Raw genomic sequence first — 14,752 nt, forward strand, 5'->3', positions numbered from 1 at the left:
TCGGTTTTACATTTAACGTCCAAACTCCTTATTAAATATTTTATCCCTCCCCTCAATAACCTCCGGACCTACTGCATTGATAGCAGTTACTAAAATATGCTCTCCTCCAATAGGTCCACCGACCCTCGTTTCAAATCCATATGTCCCACCAGCATGCCCCCAATATGATTGTCCGTCCGGTGTTTTTTCTTCATAAATTCCTAGTCCAACCTTACCTATAGGTGAATCTACTGTTTTGAACATCTGATCCATTAGCTCTTGATTTAGAAGCTTTCCACCCAACAGTGCACTGAAGAAGGTAGTCAAATCTTTCACTGTTGAAACCATATCTCCAGCTGCATTCGCCCATGACTGATTTATTTCTGTCAAATCATATAAACGACCCGATCTATCCATATTATATCCTGTAGCATGTTCACCTGGTATGTGCGGACTTGCTTCCATTACGAATGTCTCTTTTAACCCCAGTGGCTCAATGAATCTTTTTCTAATTTGCTCCGCATACGTATCTCCTGTTATCTTTTGAATAATCTTCCCAGCTATAACAGTATTTGTGTTCGAATAGTCCCAGCCCTCCCCTGGTGCAAATACAGGCGGCTTTGCAAGTGCTAAACTGATAAGTTCATCGGTACTATAGTAACGAAATGGGTTTTGGGGCAGTGTAAAATCTCGCATATCCTTATCTATATTGGTTGCAATTCCACTTGTATGATTCAACAACTGACGAATTGTAATTTTATTTCCATCATATCCGTTACCCTGTACGACTCCTGGCAACCATTTTTCGACTGAATCATCAAGGTTTAATTGCTTCTCTTCAGCCAATTGCAGTACAACAGAAGCTGTGAATGTCTTAGTGATACTTCCGATACGGAATGAAAAATTCGGTTCCACTGGGCGTGGCATTTCATAACTTGCCGTCCCTGTAGCATAAGACCACCGCTTTCCATCCTTTAATCCACCAGCTATAACACTTGGGATTTTTTTATTCGTTACTACTCGATCCATTACGTATTTAACTTCTTCTCTATGATTACTTTTCTTTTCCTTATCCGTAGGTTCCTTTTTTGATTTTTCCCCAAATTCTTTAGCTAATATATTGTTAATCTGTTTTTCGGCTCCTAATACATTAATGTTTATCGAGATAACATGTTGACCATCTTCCGTTCCACCAGCAAAGTTAGTAAAACCAGGAATACCACCACCATGTCCCCATACTTCAGTACCGTCTGGCAATTTTGTTGCGTGAATGCCAAGCCCATACTTTCCTAATGGGGTATCAACTGTGTTAGTCACCATTTCCTTCTGTATCTCCGGTGTCAGTAGTTTACCACTTAATAAGGCACGGAAGAACGTTGTCATATTTTCTCCTGTCGAAATCATTTCACCACTAGCATTAGCAACTGATGGATTAAACAAAGTAATATCTACTAATTTATCTCCCGTATTCAAGTAGCCACGGGCATTTTTTTTCGGAATATCCATCGAACTTCCAGGAAGGACTGTTTCTTTTAAACTAAGAGGTTCAATAATTCGTTTTTTTATCTGCTCGGTATATGATTCCCCTGTTATCTTCTGAATAATCAATCCTAAAATAACCATATTCGTATTCGAGTATGACCAGCCTTTTACCGGTTCTAATTCTAAGGCACGGGAAATTAATTGTTCCGGTCTATAACTCTCACTTGGATTCTCTATTAATTTCGCTTTAAGATCTGGAGTCAAGTAATCTGCAATTCCGCTTGTATGATTTAATAATTGACGAATCGTAATTTTGTTACCATCATAGCCTTTCCCTTTTATAAGTCCCGGCAACCATTTCTCTACCGTATCATCTAGACTTAGTTTCTTCTCTCCAGCAAGCTGCAATGCAACTGTAGCTACAAACGTATTCGTTGTGCCCCCGATTCTGAAAGCAGAGTCAGCATCTACCTTATGATTCCTCTCAATATTTGCTTCACCAGAAGCATATGACCAACTAGCTTCTCCATTTTTCACAGTAACAATGACTCCTGGAATATTTTTTGTATCGGCAGCTTTATCGACAACTTGCTCAGTTGATATCTTTTTGTTTACCGCATGTATGTTTCCATGAGAAGGTATCGCTAACGCTCCAACCAATATAGTCCCTGTTAAAGTAAGGGCCGTTCCTTTTTTTAAGAAAAATGACTTCATTATACATCGCTCCTATTATTTTGAATTTTTCTGTTGCCTCACTCCCTCACCTTAACTTCAATATTGTTAAATAACATAGTGACAAAATGCTTTAATTTACTCGTGACACTATGTGCACCTCTGTCACATAAAACATGTGATAAACTGTCAACTGCTTCATATGACATGCTTTGTTGCCTGTCTTTCTATTGACGATTTAAAAGATATGTTACATGATGAATCTGAATCATTAGATAATTAATCTTAAAATATAAGTAGGTGCATAATTTATGTTCTCATTCACAAAAAAATGGTTTTGGTATGATTGGATATTTATATTAGTACGAACGTTTTGGCTATTCATTATCATCGGTACTAATTTTATGTTTCCATCATTCATTCATACGTCAAGTATAATCGTACTTGCTCTCGCTTTTGTCGTTTACCTTGTACCATTAATTATTCGATATAAGAAAACAGAATGGTACCCTGCATTCGATATTATCACCGCAGGTTGTTTTTATCTTTATTTAGCATCCGTAGCCCCAAATTTACTTTGGCCTTTCATTTTACTCGTAATCACTATTGGCCTATGTAGTAATCAAAATAATTATATATGGAGCGGTATTTTTTGTGGATTTGTATTCCCATTATTGAACGCCTTGATTGCCGGGCGGTCGCCATACGAAATGATTGTTAGTTGTAGTATCGGTTTTGCCATTGGCGTTTCTTTTAATATATTAATTCAGTATCATAAACAATCTCGAATTATTGAAGAGCAAAAACTACTATTAGAACAACATATTAAAAGGATTGAAGAGCTTACTCTCATAGAAGAGCGTAATCGATTGTCACATGAGCTACATGACACAATTGGTCATACACTTACTTCTCTCATCGCTGGCGTCACATCACTAAAATCATCAGTACCGAATTCACAGTTTGAAAGAATTGATTCACTTATCAGCATTGCTCAGCATAGTCTAGATGACATTCGAAAGCATCTACACGAGCTATCTCATAATCCACTTAGTAATTCATTAAGTGAATCACTGCAACAATTAACAGAAGAATTTATAAAATCTACAGGTACAACCGTTACATTTCGTACGATTGGCAATGAAACTCTTGTGATGCAAAAAGTGAATTTTTGCCTATATCGTTGTCTTCAGGAGTCGTTAACAAACGCTGTTCGGCACGGTAAAGCGAGCACCATATCCGTTCAACTGCATTTCGACGGACAACAACTTCGATTGCAAATTGAAGATAACGGTATTGGAATGGAAGAAATTCAATTTGGCTTTGGCCTCAGTGGAATGAAAGAACGACTTGAACAATTTCATGGTACATTATCTGTTCATTCTAGTACTGAGCAAGGAACATTCATCGTTTGTAATATTCCATTACAAACAGAGTTTGTACATAACATAATTCGCTTATTAGTCGTTGATGATCAGGAACTTATTACAAATAGTTTAGAGCAAATTTTAGAGCATCACACTGATTTTACTGTTGTTGGTAAAGCACACGATGGAGCTGAAGCTTTAAAATTATGTGAACAATTACAGCCTGGCATTGTACTAATGGACATTCAAATGCCAGAAATGAATGGTATTGAAGCTTTACTAGAAATGAAGCGACGTTGGCCTAATATGAAAATTGTTCTTATGACAACATTTGAAGATTCCTTACAAGCAACAACTGCACTAGAGCATGGAGCTGAAGGTTACATGTTGAAGTCTATTCATCCACAAGAAATGAAGGAAGCCTTGAAGCTTATTTATAATGGTGGGACTTGGATCGATCAATCGGTTGCTACACGAGTTTTCGAGGAAATGAAACTTCAACGTGAGCAATTAGAAAAAATCGGATCGACTAAACAAACTTACCCGTACGGACTTACAAAACGCGAAATGGAAATTTTAGAGCATCTATCAAAAGGATTACGCTATAAATCTATTGCTGCTAAGCTATTTTTATCTGAAGGAACGATCCGTAATTACTGTTCAAATCTCTATTCAAAGCTAGGTGTCAGCAATCGTGAAGAGGCGGTAAAAATGGCACGAACAGAAGATATCTTGTAGCTACTGTGGAATTAATAGGCTTCCCTTTAAAACTGAAAATATTGATATTTCAAAAATCATCTGTTATACTTTGAAAAAAACTTATTAAGGAGAGATTTCATATGTGTACTTTCAATACTTCTTTCCAACTTCATCATCATACATAACGCCGTGTATCCGAAGAAAAATTTTTCTTCGTGGGTACAGGGCTTTTCCTGTTGACCCACGAAGCGTTCATAAAGCTATGTGGGTATTTTTATACCTGCATAGCTTTTTTTAATTAAAAAAAGGAGTGATTACAATGGAAATGAAAAATGTAAAAGGAACGAAAGACTATTTACCAGAGGAGCAAGTATTGCGAAACAAAATTAAAAGAGCATGTGAAGATACATTTGAACGATATGGATGTAAACCTTTAGAAACACCAACGTTAAATATGTATGAACTTATGTCATACAAATACGGCGGTGGTGATGAAATTTTAAAAGAAATATATACACTTCAAGATCAAGGAAAACGTGAGCTTGCCTTACGTTACGATTTAACAATCCCATTCGCTAAAGTCGTTGCGATGAACCCAAATATCCGCCTTCCTTTTAAACGTTATGAAATTGGGAAAGTATTTCGAGATGGTCCGATTAAACAAGGGAGATTCCGCGAATTCATTCAATGTGATGTTGATATAGTTGGTGTAGAGTCTGTCATGGCAGAAGCTGAACTCATGAGCATGGCGTTTGAACTATTCCGAACGTTAAACTTAGAAGTAACAATTCAATATAATAATCGAAAATTATTAAACGGTATTCTCCAGTCTATTAACATTCCTACTGAATTAACGAATGACGTAATTTTATCATTGGATAAAATCGAAAAGATTGGGATTGATGGTGTAAAGAAAGATTTATTAGGGCGCGAAATCGCTGTACAAACAGTAGAGTCAGTATGTAGTACCGTTTTATCTTGTATGGAGTTTAAGCTTACTGAATTTGAAGAAGTATTTAATAATACACTCGTTACCGAGGGAGTAAACGAATTACAACAATTGCAGCAATACTTACTCGCTCTCGGAATAAATGAAAATACGATATTCAATCCATTTTTAGCAAGAGGACTCACAATGTATACAGGCACTGTGTATGAAATCTTTCTAAAAGATGGCATGATTACATCTAGCATCGGTAGCGGTGGTCGTTACGATAATATTATTGGAGCCTTCCGTGGTGATAATATGAGCTATCCAACAGTCGGTATTTCATTCGGTTTAGACGTCATTTATACAGCTCTATCACAAAAAGAAACAATATCGTCTACAGCGGATTTATTTATCATCCCACTTGGGACAGAATTACAATGCTTACAAATCGCCCAGCAATTGCGCTCTACTACTTCCTTAAAAGTCGAACTTGAACTAGCCGGACGTAAATTGAAACGTGCCCTAAACTATGCAAATAAAGAAAATATCCCGTATGTGCTTATAATTGGCGAAGAAGAACTATCTACAGAAACAGTTGTATTGCGTAATATGAAGGAAGGTACTGAAGTGAAGATTCCCCTCTTCTCTTTGGAAAATGGCACATTAAATAACTATATGTAATACGAACCACCCTCATTTGGGTGGTTTTTCTATTGAACAGATAAAACCCATTAAGTTTACATAATATAATTATTATAATCCATAAGTGTAAATCACAAAAACATATCCACTCACCACTATATTTGGTAATACATTCATATTAACTTATTTAGGAGGCATTTACTTTGAAGGCAGTCGTAAAAGCATTAAAGTGGACTACAGGTATTTCCCATCTATTATTAATTCCTTGTTATTTATTTCAGGGGCTAGTTGACTTATCCGGGATACCATTTCTTATAGTAATTGCTTTACATATTATTACTATTGTATTAGCTAAAAAGGCAGGTATGAAAGGCTATGCTAATTATATAGGAATCTTGGCTATTCTAGTTGCTTTCTTTCCATATATACAAATCGCTATACATATTATAGCGTCTATTTTCCTTCTATTAGATGCGGCTTCCACGAACATAAAAGAAGTGTATGATTCATAGTGAATTGAAAAATAGAAGTTAGAGACAGTTTTTTTAACCCTATACAAAAAAGAGGGCAGATATGCATCTCCCTCTTGCGTCAAACTACTCTTGTTCTTGCTCGTCCAAAATCTTCTCAAACGCAGCAGATACTTTTTCAAATTCCTCATCACTTTCAATGTATGAAAATTCGTCAGCTTCTTCTACTTTTAAAAAGAAGATATCAATGTCTTCCTCTGTTTCTGTTTGAATGTCTTCAACAAAGGCAACCGCAATGTATTCTGCTCCTTCGACATCCATCGCTCCAAGCACTTCAACTTCCTGTTCCTCATTATTCTCGTCGCTAAGGCTAAAGATTTCGCCTACTTCAATATCTGACATATTCATTCTCCTCCTATCACACTCTAAAAAATAGAACGTTCATATCGTATACTTACTAGCATATCTTTCCATAAAAAAGTTGAATTCATACAGAAAGAACAACAAATTTTCGCTGGTTTAGCATAAGTATCCAATTAATACTATAATCGATAAATATATATTTTCATACTAAAGAGACTTATGCAGCAATTCGAGTACATCTTTCATAGCATAAGGACCATCTTTTTTTACGTGCTCCGCAAATTCAGAAACGAGACGTAGTGTTCTCACACTTTCGATTGGATGCTCTCCTGATGCACTTTCAGCAGAAAGCATAACTGCATTTGTCCCGTCCAGTACAGCTTGAAATACATCAGTCACCTCAGCTCTTGTAGGAATAGAATGATCTACCATAGATTGAAGCATTTGTGTCGCTGTAATGACATACGTATTCGTTCGATTGCACTCACGAATCAGCATTTTTTGTAAAAGCGGAATAACTTGATACGGCAATTCCACGCCTAAATCTCCCCTTGCGATCATAATTCCATCCGCTTCTTTACATATATCTTGAAAATTCTCGATTGCTTCCAGCGTTTCTATTTTTGCAATTAAACTTGGGGACGTTTCTTTATGCTCTTGTATAAAATCTCGTATTTCTTTTATATGACTAGGTTTTCGTACAAAAGAACACGCAATAAAATTAACATCTTCTTCTAAAAGAAATTGAATATCTTTTTTATCTTTCTCTGTAATAGCCGGTAAACTAACGATTGTACCTGGTAAATTCACCCCTTTATGAGATGAAATATTGCCACCTGTTTTTACCCTTGTTTCTATTTTTTCCGTACTTACCTTTTCAGCGATTAACTCAACTTCTCCATCATTAATAAGAATTCTACTTCCAACTTTCACGTCATTCGCAATCCCTACATAATCAACACTTGCTTCTTCTTTATTCCCTTCAACTGGAGTGGTATGTAAAATAAATAACTCCCCTGCTTCAAGTGTAATTTGTTCCTCTTTCATTTCACCCAATCTTATTTTAGGACCTTGTACATCCCCTAGAATTTTAATAGAATCGTCTAACGATTTCACTAAACGCATGATTGTTTTATGACTTTCATGCGTGCCATGTGATAAATTCAACCGAACAATTTTCATACCATTGTTTATTAACTGCGCTAATGTTTCTTTATTATTACTTGCTGGCCCAATTGTACAAACTCGATCAATTGTCATTTTCCCACCATCCTTTTTTAAATGTTTCCCATAAAATAAAGAGAAGATTCTTTTTATAAGAAAGACCGTACAACTAAGGGTGCAAAGAAGTTTTATATGAGGAGAATGTTTTGCTGAAGAAGTAGCTTAAATTTAACTTTTTGACTCCATAGTTATTGTTAGTTTCGTTGCAATAGGGTACTACTAATAATAAATCTTGTTTACATACGAATGTTAGATTGGGATGTCGAAAACAATCTATGGAGGGACAGCAATGACTAATCTTCGTAAAAAGATAATAGGACTAACATTAGCGGGAACGGTAGCACTAGGTTCATTCGCTGCAGGAAGCATGATGATGAACGGTAATGAGGTAAAAGCTGCGGCGAAAAAAGCAGAGAAACAACCAAAAAACGTAATTATCATGGTTATGGATGGGACAAGTTCTTCCGTCACAACATTGGCCAGATGGTATAAAGGCACACCTCTTGCACTAGATCAAATTGTATCCGGAGGTGTTCGTACGTATTCCGCAGAATCAGCTATTACGGACTCTGCACCGGCAGCTACAGCTTTAGCGACAGGAAACAAATCAAATTCAGGTTACGTGGGCGTATTACCTTCTGTTGTGAATTCACCTGGCTTAGAACCAGTGAAAGAAGAATGGAAGTTTCGTCCAGTTGCCAACGTCTTAGAAGGCGCAAAACGTTCCGGCCGTGCGACAGGAATCATTGCTACTTCAGAAATTCAGCATGCTACTCCTGCTAGCTTCTCTGCCCACCACGTTAACCGTAAAAATTTCGAAGTGCTTGGTGAACAGCAAGTTTATCAAAATATGGAAGTTGTTTTAGGTGGTGGAAAGGCAGCGCTTCAGCCGACGACAAGCAATGGAATTCGTAAAGACAACGAAGATTTAGTAAAAGTCATTCGAGACAAAGGCTACGACTTTGTCGAAACAAAAGATGCGTTATTAAACTCTAAATCAAATAAAATCTGGGGTTCTTTCTCTAATACTGCCCTTGCCTTCGATATGGATCGTGAAGCAAATCATCCTGAGCAGCCAACTCTTTCCCAGATGACGAGCAAAGCAATTCAAACATTATCAAAAGATAAAGATGGTTTCTTCTTATTCGTAGAAGGCAGTAAGGCAGATTGGGCAGCACACGCAAATGACCCAATCGGGATGATTAGCGATGTATTGGCATTTGATGATGCGGTTACCGAAGCGTTAGAGTTTGCGAAGAAAGATCATAATACTATGGTTATCGCTTTAACCGATCATGGAAATAGCGGTATTTCCATTGGTAACAGCAATACCACAAAAGGCTATGATACTACACCAGTATCAGCTTACATAGACCCACTGAAAAAGGCAAAAATGACACTTGAAGGTGCTACAAATAAACTAAAAGATGATTTATCTAATATAAAAGAAGTAGCTGCTCTATACGGTTTAGACAACTTAACTGATGATGAAAGAGAAAAATTAAAAGCTGCACGTAAGAAAGCTGATGTAGGTCCGATCCTTACTACATTATTGTCCAACCGTGCGAACCTCGGTTTTACAACTGGTGGTCATACGGGTGAAGATGTATTCTTATACTCTTACGGTCCTCAAAAGCCATACGGTTTAGTCCAAAATACCGACATTGCGAAGACAATGGCCAAAGCAATGGGCTTTCAATTAGGAGAAATAACTAAGAAATTATTTTTAGATGCTGAAACATCCTTTAAAAAAATTGGTGCAATTGTAACGATTGATAAAAAAGATGCACTAAACCCTGTACTTGTAGCAAAACGCGATAATACGGAGGCAAGATTGTCTGTTAATAAAAACATTATCTGTATCGATGGAAAAGATTATGAATTAGGAAGCATCGTTGTAGAAAGCAATGGGAAATTCTATGTACCTGAGCAAGCAATTCAACTATTTTTAAGACACTCTCACTAAATTAAAAAGTGCCTCCACGTGTCCATCAAACTAAGTTTCGAAAAAAGAAATTGAACTTCCTATGCAAATATACAAACAGACGTCATACAAAAACGCCATCCTTTCCTATGTTTCTACAGAAAGGATGGCGTTTTTTTCGTTATATTGATACAAATTTATCTTATTAAATCCATTCAACAATTGTATCCATAGTTTTTCTTGTTTTATCACGCTTCGGCTCTCCTTTACGGTAACCAAAGGCAACCATAACTGATACTTCAAGATTATCGTCTTTTATAATTCCTTCTTGACGAAGTAAAGAATCTACTTTCGCTTTATCAAATCCTTCTATTGGACAAGAATCAATACCGATTTGAGCTGCACTAGTCATCATATTAGCTAAAGCAATATAAGATTGCTTTGATGACCAATCAAGTACAGCACGTTCGGAGTCTAGCAATTTAAAATCGGATTCTTGGAATTTTTTGAATATTTCATATCTCATCTGTTGGGCTTCTTCAGGTAATCCAATAATATCTTTCATCATGTGCTGAATATACGCTGCATCATAGTGCATATCTTTAATATTTCTTGAAAGAACAATGACAAAATGACTTGCTGTTGCGAGCTGCCCACCTGCTCCCCATGAATATGGTAATAGTTTTTCTCTTAATTCTTTATTTTGTACCACAATAAATTTCCAAGGCTCATAGCCAAAAGAAGAAGGAGATAATCTGCCTGTTTCTAAAATAAATTTAAAATCATCTTCTGAAATTTTCTTCATAGGATCAAACTCTTTACATGCATGTCTAAAGTTAAAAGCTTCCATAATTTTTTGTTTTGTATTTGTGTTAGTCATAAAAAAAACCTCTTTTCATTATTTTTTTGCTCAACCAAATTATATTTTTTAAGCAACAATGATACAAGTACGCACATTTATGTGGTATAGTATCAAAAAAGATACTATTGTAAAAGGAGAGTCTTTTTTATGGTTAGTTCGAAAGAAGATGATGTGAATTATCCATTTTTAAATACTTATTCATGTCCAGTAGAAGCTATGGTTGAAGTTATTGGTGGAAAATGGAAAGGTGTTATTCTTTATCATTTATTAGATGGTAAAAAACGATTAAACGAATTAAAAAGATTAAAACCTAATATCACTCAAAGAATGTTAACACTTCAACTTAGAGAACTTGAAGCAGATGGCATCGTACATCGAGAGGTATACCGTGAAGTACCTCCTAAAGTAGAATATTCGTTAACCGAACTTGGCGAGTCACTACGTCCAATGATCCTTTTAATGATGGAATGGGCAACTCATAATATGGAGAAGGTTTTGGAGTGTAGAAATAACATTAAATAATATATAAAACCTGTAATTAGCCATTACAAACAACTCAAAAAAGATTGCCTCATAGGATACGGGTAATCTTTTTTGAGTTGTTTAGGTATGAAATTTTTGTCTTTGTAGCCTGTATCCATCAAGTTAAAAGTTTTTTGTTCCCCATCAAAGATCTATTTCTATTTTGTCATTGTTCGCTATAAAACATATACAGTTTCATATGGCAACGATCGAAAATAAATTCCATCCTTGTGTAATCTACATCGGGTAATATGATTGTGATGGGTAATACACCTGTGGTGGATAATAAGACTGTAATGAATAATAAGATTGTGGTGGGTAATAACTTTGTTGCATTTGTTGTGCTTGTAATGCTTGTTGCTGTGCTTGTATAGCCTGATGAACAGCCTGAATAGTACTTTGCGCTGGCCCCTGCCCTCCTAAAGGGCGCATTTGCGTTTCATTGTAAAAATAATTGCAAAGCATTCTTTATTCACCTCATCTCTGCATATATTTTTGTCTTCATGTTTCATACTATGAATATTGAATTAAAGTGGATAATTCCTAAAACTTATCATCTTGCAATCCCTAAATTTCTTTCTCTTCAATAAAATGAATCAAATGTAAAATAAAAGTTAATTTCAAGACAAATCATTGAGATTTTTGAAATTTTCATATATTGTTTTAATTGGGTTTAAACTCTCGAATATCAGAGGTGTTATTTATGAAAAAGATATATATTATTATCGGTATTTTACTAGTTTCGATACTTATAATTTATATTTTGTTCAATACTTCAATTATACAAAGTCCGAATTTATCTCATGCACCTTCTAAAGAAAAGATGAAGAAAGAAAAACAGAGAGAGTTGCAAACTAACACCGTTTCTTACGGCTTAAAGGATGATCAAGGTCAACATATCGACAATGGAAGTGACATTACTAGTAAAAATAATAAGATCAACGTAGCATTATCATTTATACATAATATTAATGAAGACCGAAAATATGGATTAATTATTTTAGAAGATTACGAACAAAAGCCTTTTAAAATAGATGACACTCCAAATGCGGTATCCCACTATTCTTTCGATATAAAGCCAAACAGTTCGATTACTACTAAAATCCATTTACAAATTTCTCCTACTGCTAGGGAATTAACCTTTTTAATAATTAAAAAACCTGAATATAAATTAAAAGATAATGACTTAAATAAAGCCGCTATATTAGAAGAGGTTCTAAGTATGCGATATTCGATTAATACTCATCATAGAGATAATGAGAAAATAAAACCTACTCCTGTACAGCTGAAAACTGTTTTAAAAGATGATCTTTATGAACCATTATTTGTTACTAGAAATGAGGAAAAACTACAAGCGGTGCTTTCTGAGAATGAAGGTAAAGAGCTAACTATATCAAATGGAAATGAAACAACAGAAGAAATAAATTATGCAATCGTGGCCTTTAACAATTGGGAGCAAGTTGAATTATTAAATAACAAAAAAGTTGCTTATACTACGGTCGCTCCTGAAACGAGACAAATTTTTAATTTCACATTACCTATAGTGGAAAAAGAAAGTAATTTCCAATTAGTTGCTTTTCCATTTCCTTATAAAGTCAGTAAAAACAATTATATGAGTCAACAAGCATTCGGTTCATTTCGCATCGTAATTAAAAATGAACAATAAATTAAGTCAGACTGAATGTAGCGAGCCCCTTATACTACCTCTACAAACTAAAAAGGCCTACTCACACGAGTAGGCTTTTTAAACTATGAAAGCTTCGTTAATAATTGATTTAAATCTTTTTTCGTTTTCGTCGTTAATGACTTCATTTTATTAACATCGATCTTTTCTTTCTCCGCTCCTACAATTAACGGATACATACTTTGACCAATTGTTTTAGAATCCGTCGGATGTGATGCTTCTAACTCTTTTTCAATTACATCCCACTTCTCATTAATTTGTTTTCCGAGTTTATTTACTGTATCTAACTTAGGATTAGCAGCCAACTGCTTGTCTAAGCTATCAATTAATGCAACAACTTCTTTAACGCTCGTTTTCACAGCAACACTTTTCTTCGGATCTTTCGTTGTCTTTCCGTTATTGTTTGTGCTTGTACTTGTGCTTTGATCTGTTGTTTTCCCGCTAGTAGTTTGATCATTCGTTTTTCCTGTCGTTTCTTTTTCTTTTGTTTTTCCATTCTCATTTTGAGTTGACGTTTTACCGTTGCTTTCTGTTCCTGATGATTCTTTCGTATTTTTTGTATCTTTATCTGTTTTTTCATTCGAAGAAGTATTTGTGTCTTTTTCAGTATCTTTCGTTGTTTTTGACGCTTCATCTGCACTTGTCGTTTTTGATTGCTCTTCATTTTGTGCAGTTGCCTGATCCTTCTTCGCTGCATCTTTATCTGTGGAGGTACTACAAGCTGCCATTGTAAGCATTGTACCAATTGCTACTGATGCGATAGCGACCTTTTTCATTTTCATATAAATCCCCCTATGTTTATATAATTTATCCTCCTCTTTACGATTCTATTTTCCCTTGAAAAATTCCTTTTCACACGAATCACCATCTTTCCGACAGTAATCTTCATAATAATACGTACAAAAAACGATAAATTCATTTTAATATTCGAGTTTCTTCTACTTCATTTTTCTCCTCTGCAGCAAAAGAAAAAGAGTATATTGTCACATGAAGATTTACAATCTACAAATGACAACATACTCTCCTATCAATTTTTTATCTTTCTTGACATTTTATTTATGCAAAAAAATTAAATATTTTATAATATTTTTGTTTCTCAACAATTGTTAACATAATATTATTATGAATAACCTCCATTCGAATGAATGACTTGCCCAGTAATCCATTTTGCCTCTTCACTTACTAAAAAAGAAATTAAACGTGCTGCATCCACCGGTTCTCCAACTCTACCTTGCGGGAATTTCCATACTAAATGATGCTGTAATTCCTCTGTAATCCATCCTGTATTCGTTGGCCCTGGATCAATAGCATTGACTGTAATCCCCTTCTCCATCGCAACTGGTGCTACTGATTTTGTAAATGCTTCAATTGCTCCTTTCGTTGCTGCGTATGCTAGTTCATCAGGCATTGGCCCTAGTGACTGTCCTGAAGTAAGGTTAATAATACTTCCATTCGTCTTGCTTGCATAATGTTTTATAAATAATGAACTTAATAACATAGTGGCACGAACATTTACCGTATAATGTTTATCTAACTGTTCTATATTTAATTCCTCAATTCTCGTATGAGTAGCATACGCTGCATTATTAATTAAAATAGATGGATCACCTAAACGTTCTGAGACCATATAAAACAAACGATTTGGCGAATATGACTGCGATAAATTGATTTCTGCCATTTCACATCGAACACCGTAACTTTCAATCTCCTCTTTCAACAAAAAGGGCTCTTTGTCATGCATTCCCCACGGCATCGCTTTATCATACTGAGACCAGTACGTGAAAAAAATGTCTATTCCTTTTTGAGCAAGCACCTTGCATACAGCTGCACCAATTCCATTCAGACGAGTTGCCCCTGTTACAATTGCTATTTTCTTCACCTTTTCTCCTCCATCTATGGATAAATCCTCTGCACGAATACAGAGGATCTAT

13 protein-coding genes are annotated in these 14,752 nt (G+C 35.4%); 6 read left to right on the forward strand and 7 right to left on the reverse strand.

Annotation, left to right across the window (positions count from 1 at the left end):
• Positions 1-12: 12 nt before the first annotated feature.
• A complete protein-coding gene (locus tag LUS72_RS16060) occupies positions 13-2,175 on the reverse strand; it encodes a serine hydrolase domain-containing protein (protein ID WP_097833176.1) in 2,163 nt (720 codons plus the stop codon).
• A gap of 269 nt (positions 2,176-2,444) precedes the next feature.
• Here LUS72_RS16060 and LUS72_RS16065 point away from each other — a divergent pair, with 269 nt between their 5' ends.
• From LUS72_RS16065 to LUS72_RS16075, 3 genes are all read left to right on the forward strand, one after another.
• Positions 2,445-4,238, forward strand: coding sequence for a helix-turn-helix transcriptional regulator (locus LUS72_RS16065; RefSeq protein WP_097833177.1), 1,794 nt, complete (start codon positions 2,445-2,447; stop codon positions 4,236-4,238).
• Between the two features lie 280 nt (positions 4,239-4,518).
• Complete coding sequence (locus LUS72_RS16070; protein ID WP_097833178.1) at positions 4,519-5,811, forward strand: histidine--tRNA ligase; 1,293 nt, start codon at positions 4,519-4,521, stop codon at positions 5,809-5,811.
• Between the two features lie 164 nt (positions 5,812-5,975).
• Positions 5,976-6,284: a hypothetical protein gene (locus LUS72_RS16075; protein ID WP_097833179.1), complete on the forward strand. Its 309-nt coding sequence runs from the start codon at positions 5,976-5,978 to the stop codon at positions 6,282-6,284.
• An 84-nt stretch (positions 6,285-6,368) separates the two neighbouring features.
• Here the strand turns inward: LUS72_RS16075 and LUS72_RS16080 are convergent, their stop codons facing one another.
• Both LUS72_RS16080 and LUS72_RS16085 read right to left on the reverse strand, forming a co-directional pair.
• Entirely contained in the window at positions 6,369-6,644 is a 276-nt protein-coding gene (locus LUS72_RS16080; RefSeq protein ID WP_097833180.1) for a DUF1292 domain-containing protein, read from the reverse strand.
• Between the two features lie 168 nt (positions 6,645-6,812).
• On the reverse strand, positions 6,813-7,865 hold the full coding sequence (locus tag LUS72_RS16085) for a pyruvate kinase (protein ID WP_097833181.1): 1,053 nt from the start codon (positions 7,863-7,865) through the stop codon (positions 6,813-6,815).
• Positions 7,866-8,118: 253 nt separating this feature from the next.
• Here LUS72_RS16085 and LUS72_RS16090 point away from each other — a divergent pair, with 253 nt between their 5' ends.
• The gene (locus LUS72_RS16090; protein WP_264447198.1) at positions 8,119-9,795 is read left to right on the forward strand and encodes an alkaline phosphatase; all 1,677 of its coding nucleotides are present in this window, start codon (positions 8,119-8,121) and stop codon (positions 9,793-9,795) included.
• 163 nt (positions 9,796-9,958) lie between these two features.
• Here LUS72_RS16090 and LUS72_RS16095 read toward each other — a convergent pair whose 3' ends face one another.
• Complete coding sequence (locus tag LUS72_RS16095) at positions 9,959-10,633, reverse strand: NAD(P)H-dependent oxidoreductase (protein ID WP_097833183.1); 675 nt, start codon at positions 10,631-10,633, stop codon at positions 9,959-9,961.
• A 129-nt stretch (positions 10,634-10,762) separates the two neighbouring features.
• Between LUS72_RS16095 and LUS72_RS16100 the strand changes: the two genes are divergently transcribed.
• On the forward strand, positions 10,763-11,137 hold the full coding sequence (locus LUS72_RS16100) for a winged helix-turn-helix transcriptional regulator (RefSeq protein WP_264447200.1): 375 nt from the start codon (positions 10,763-10,765) through the stop codon (positions 11,135-11,137).
• 237 nt (positions 11,138-11,374) lie between these two features.
• Here the strand turns inward: LUS72_RS16100 and LUS72_RS16105 are convergent, their stop codons facing one another.
• The gene (locus LUS72_RS16105; protein WP_097833185.1) at positions 11,375-11,602 is read right to left on the reverse strand and encodes a DUF3947 family protein; all 228 of its coding nucleotides are present in this window, start codon (positions 11,600-11,602) and stop codon (positions 11,375-11,377) included.
• Between the two features lie 238 nt (positions 11,603-11,840).
• On the opposite strand from LUS72_RS16105, the gene LUS72_RS16110 reads away from it, so the two are divergent.
• A complete protein-coding gene (locus LUS72_RS16110; protein ID WP_097833186.1) occupies positions 11,841-12,803 on the forward strand; it encodes a hypothetical protein in 963 nt (320 codons plus the stop codon).
• An 83-nt stretch (positions 12,804-12,886) separates the two neighbouring features.
• Here the strand turns inward: LUS72_RS16110 and LUS72_RS16115 are convergent, their stop codons facing one another.
• Positions 12,887-13,603 (reverse strand): hypothetical protein, encoded by a 717-nt coding sequence (locus tag LUS72_RS16115; protein ID WP_097833187.1) that lies wholly within the window; start codon positions 13,601-13,603, stop codon positions 12,887-12,889.
• A 338-nt stretch (positions 13,604-13,941) separates the two neighbouring features.
• On the reverse strand, positions 13,942-14,700 hold the full coding sequence (locus tag LUS72_RS16120; protein WP_097833188.1) for an SDR family oxidoreductase: 759 nt from the start codon (positions 14,698-14,700) through the stop codon (positions 13,942-13,944).
• Positions 14,701-14,752 lie beyond the last annotated feature (52 nt).

This window comes from Bacillus cereus (assembly GCF_025917685.1).
Classification (GTDB): domain Bacteria; phylum Bacillota; class Bacilli; order Bacillales; family Bacillaceae_G; genus Bacillus_A; species Bacillus_A cereus_AT.

What these genes read in the sequence shown, in the direction of transcription:
- LUS72_RS16085 (WP_097833181.1), bottom strand. Translation starts at nt 7,865, where the DNA reads ATGACAATTGATCGAGTTTGTACAATTGGGCCAGCAAGTAATAATAAA.
- LUS72_RS16080 (WP_097833180.1), bottom strand. Translation starts at nt 6,644, where the DNA reads ATGTCAGATATTGAAGTAGGCGAAATCTTTAGCCTTAGCGACGAGAAT.
- LUS72_RS16100 (WP_264447200.1), top strand. Translation starts at nt 10,763, where the DNA reads ATGGTTAGTTCGAAAGAAGATGATGTGAATTATCCATTTTTAAATACT.
- LUS72_RS16060 (WP_097833176.1), bottom strand. Translation starts at nt 2,175, where the DNA reads ATGAAGTCATTTTTCTTAAAAAAAGGAACGGCCCTTACTTTAACAGGG.
- LUS72_RS16110 (WP_097833186.1), top strand. Translation starts at nt 11,841, where the DNA reads ATGAAAAAGATATATATTATTATCGGTATTTTACTAGTTTCGATACTT.
- LUS72_RS16065 (WP_097833177.1), top strand. Translation starts at nt 2,445, where the DNA reads ATGTTCTCATTCACAAAAAAATGGTTTTGGTATGATTGGATATTTATA.
- LUS72_RS16095 (WP_097833183.1), bottom strand. Translation starts at nt 10,633, where the DNA reads ATGACTAACACAAATACAAAACAAAAAATTATGGAAGCTTTTAACTTT.
- LUS72_RS16070 (WP_097833178.1), top strand. Translation starts at nt 4,519, where the DNA reads ATGGAAATGAAAAATGTAAAAGGAACGAAAGACTATTTACCAGAGGAG.
- LUS72_RS16115 (WP_097833187.1), bottom strand. Translation starts at nt 13,603, where the DNA reads ATGAAAATGAAAAAGGTCGCTATCGCATCAGTAGCAATTGGTACAATG.
- LUS72_RS16105 (WP_097833185.1), bottom strand. Translation starts at nt 11,602, where the DNA reads ATGCTTTGCAATTATTTTTACAATGAAACGCAAATGCGCCCTTTAGGA.
- LUS72_RS16090 (WP_264447198.1), top strand. Translation starts at nt 8,119, where the DNA reads ATGACTAATCTTCGTAAAAAGATAATAGGACTAACATTAGCGGGAACG.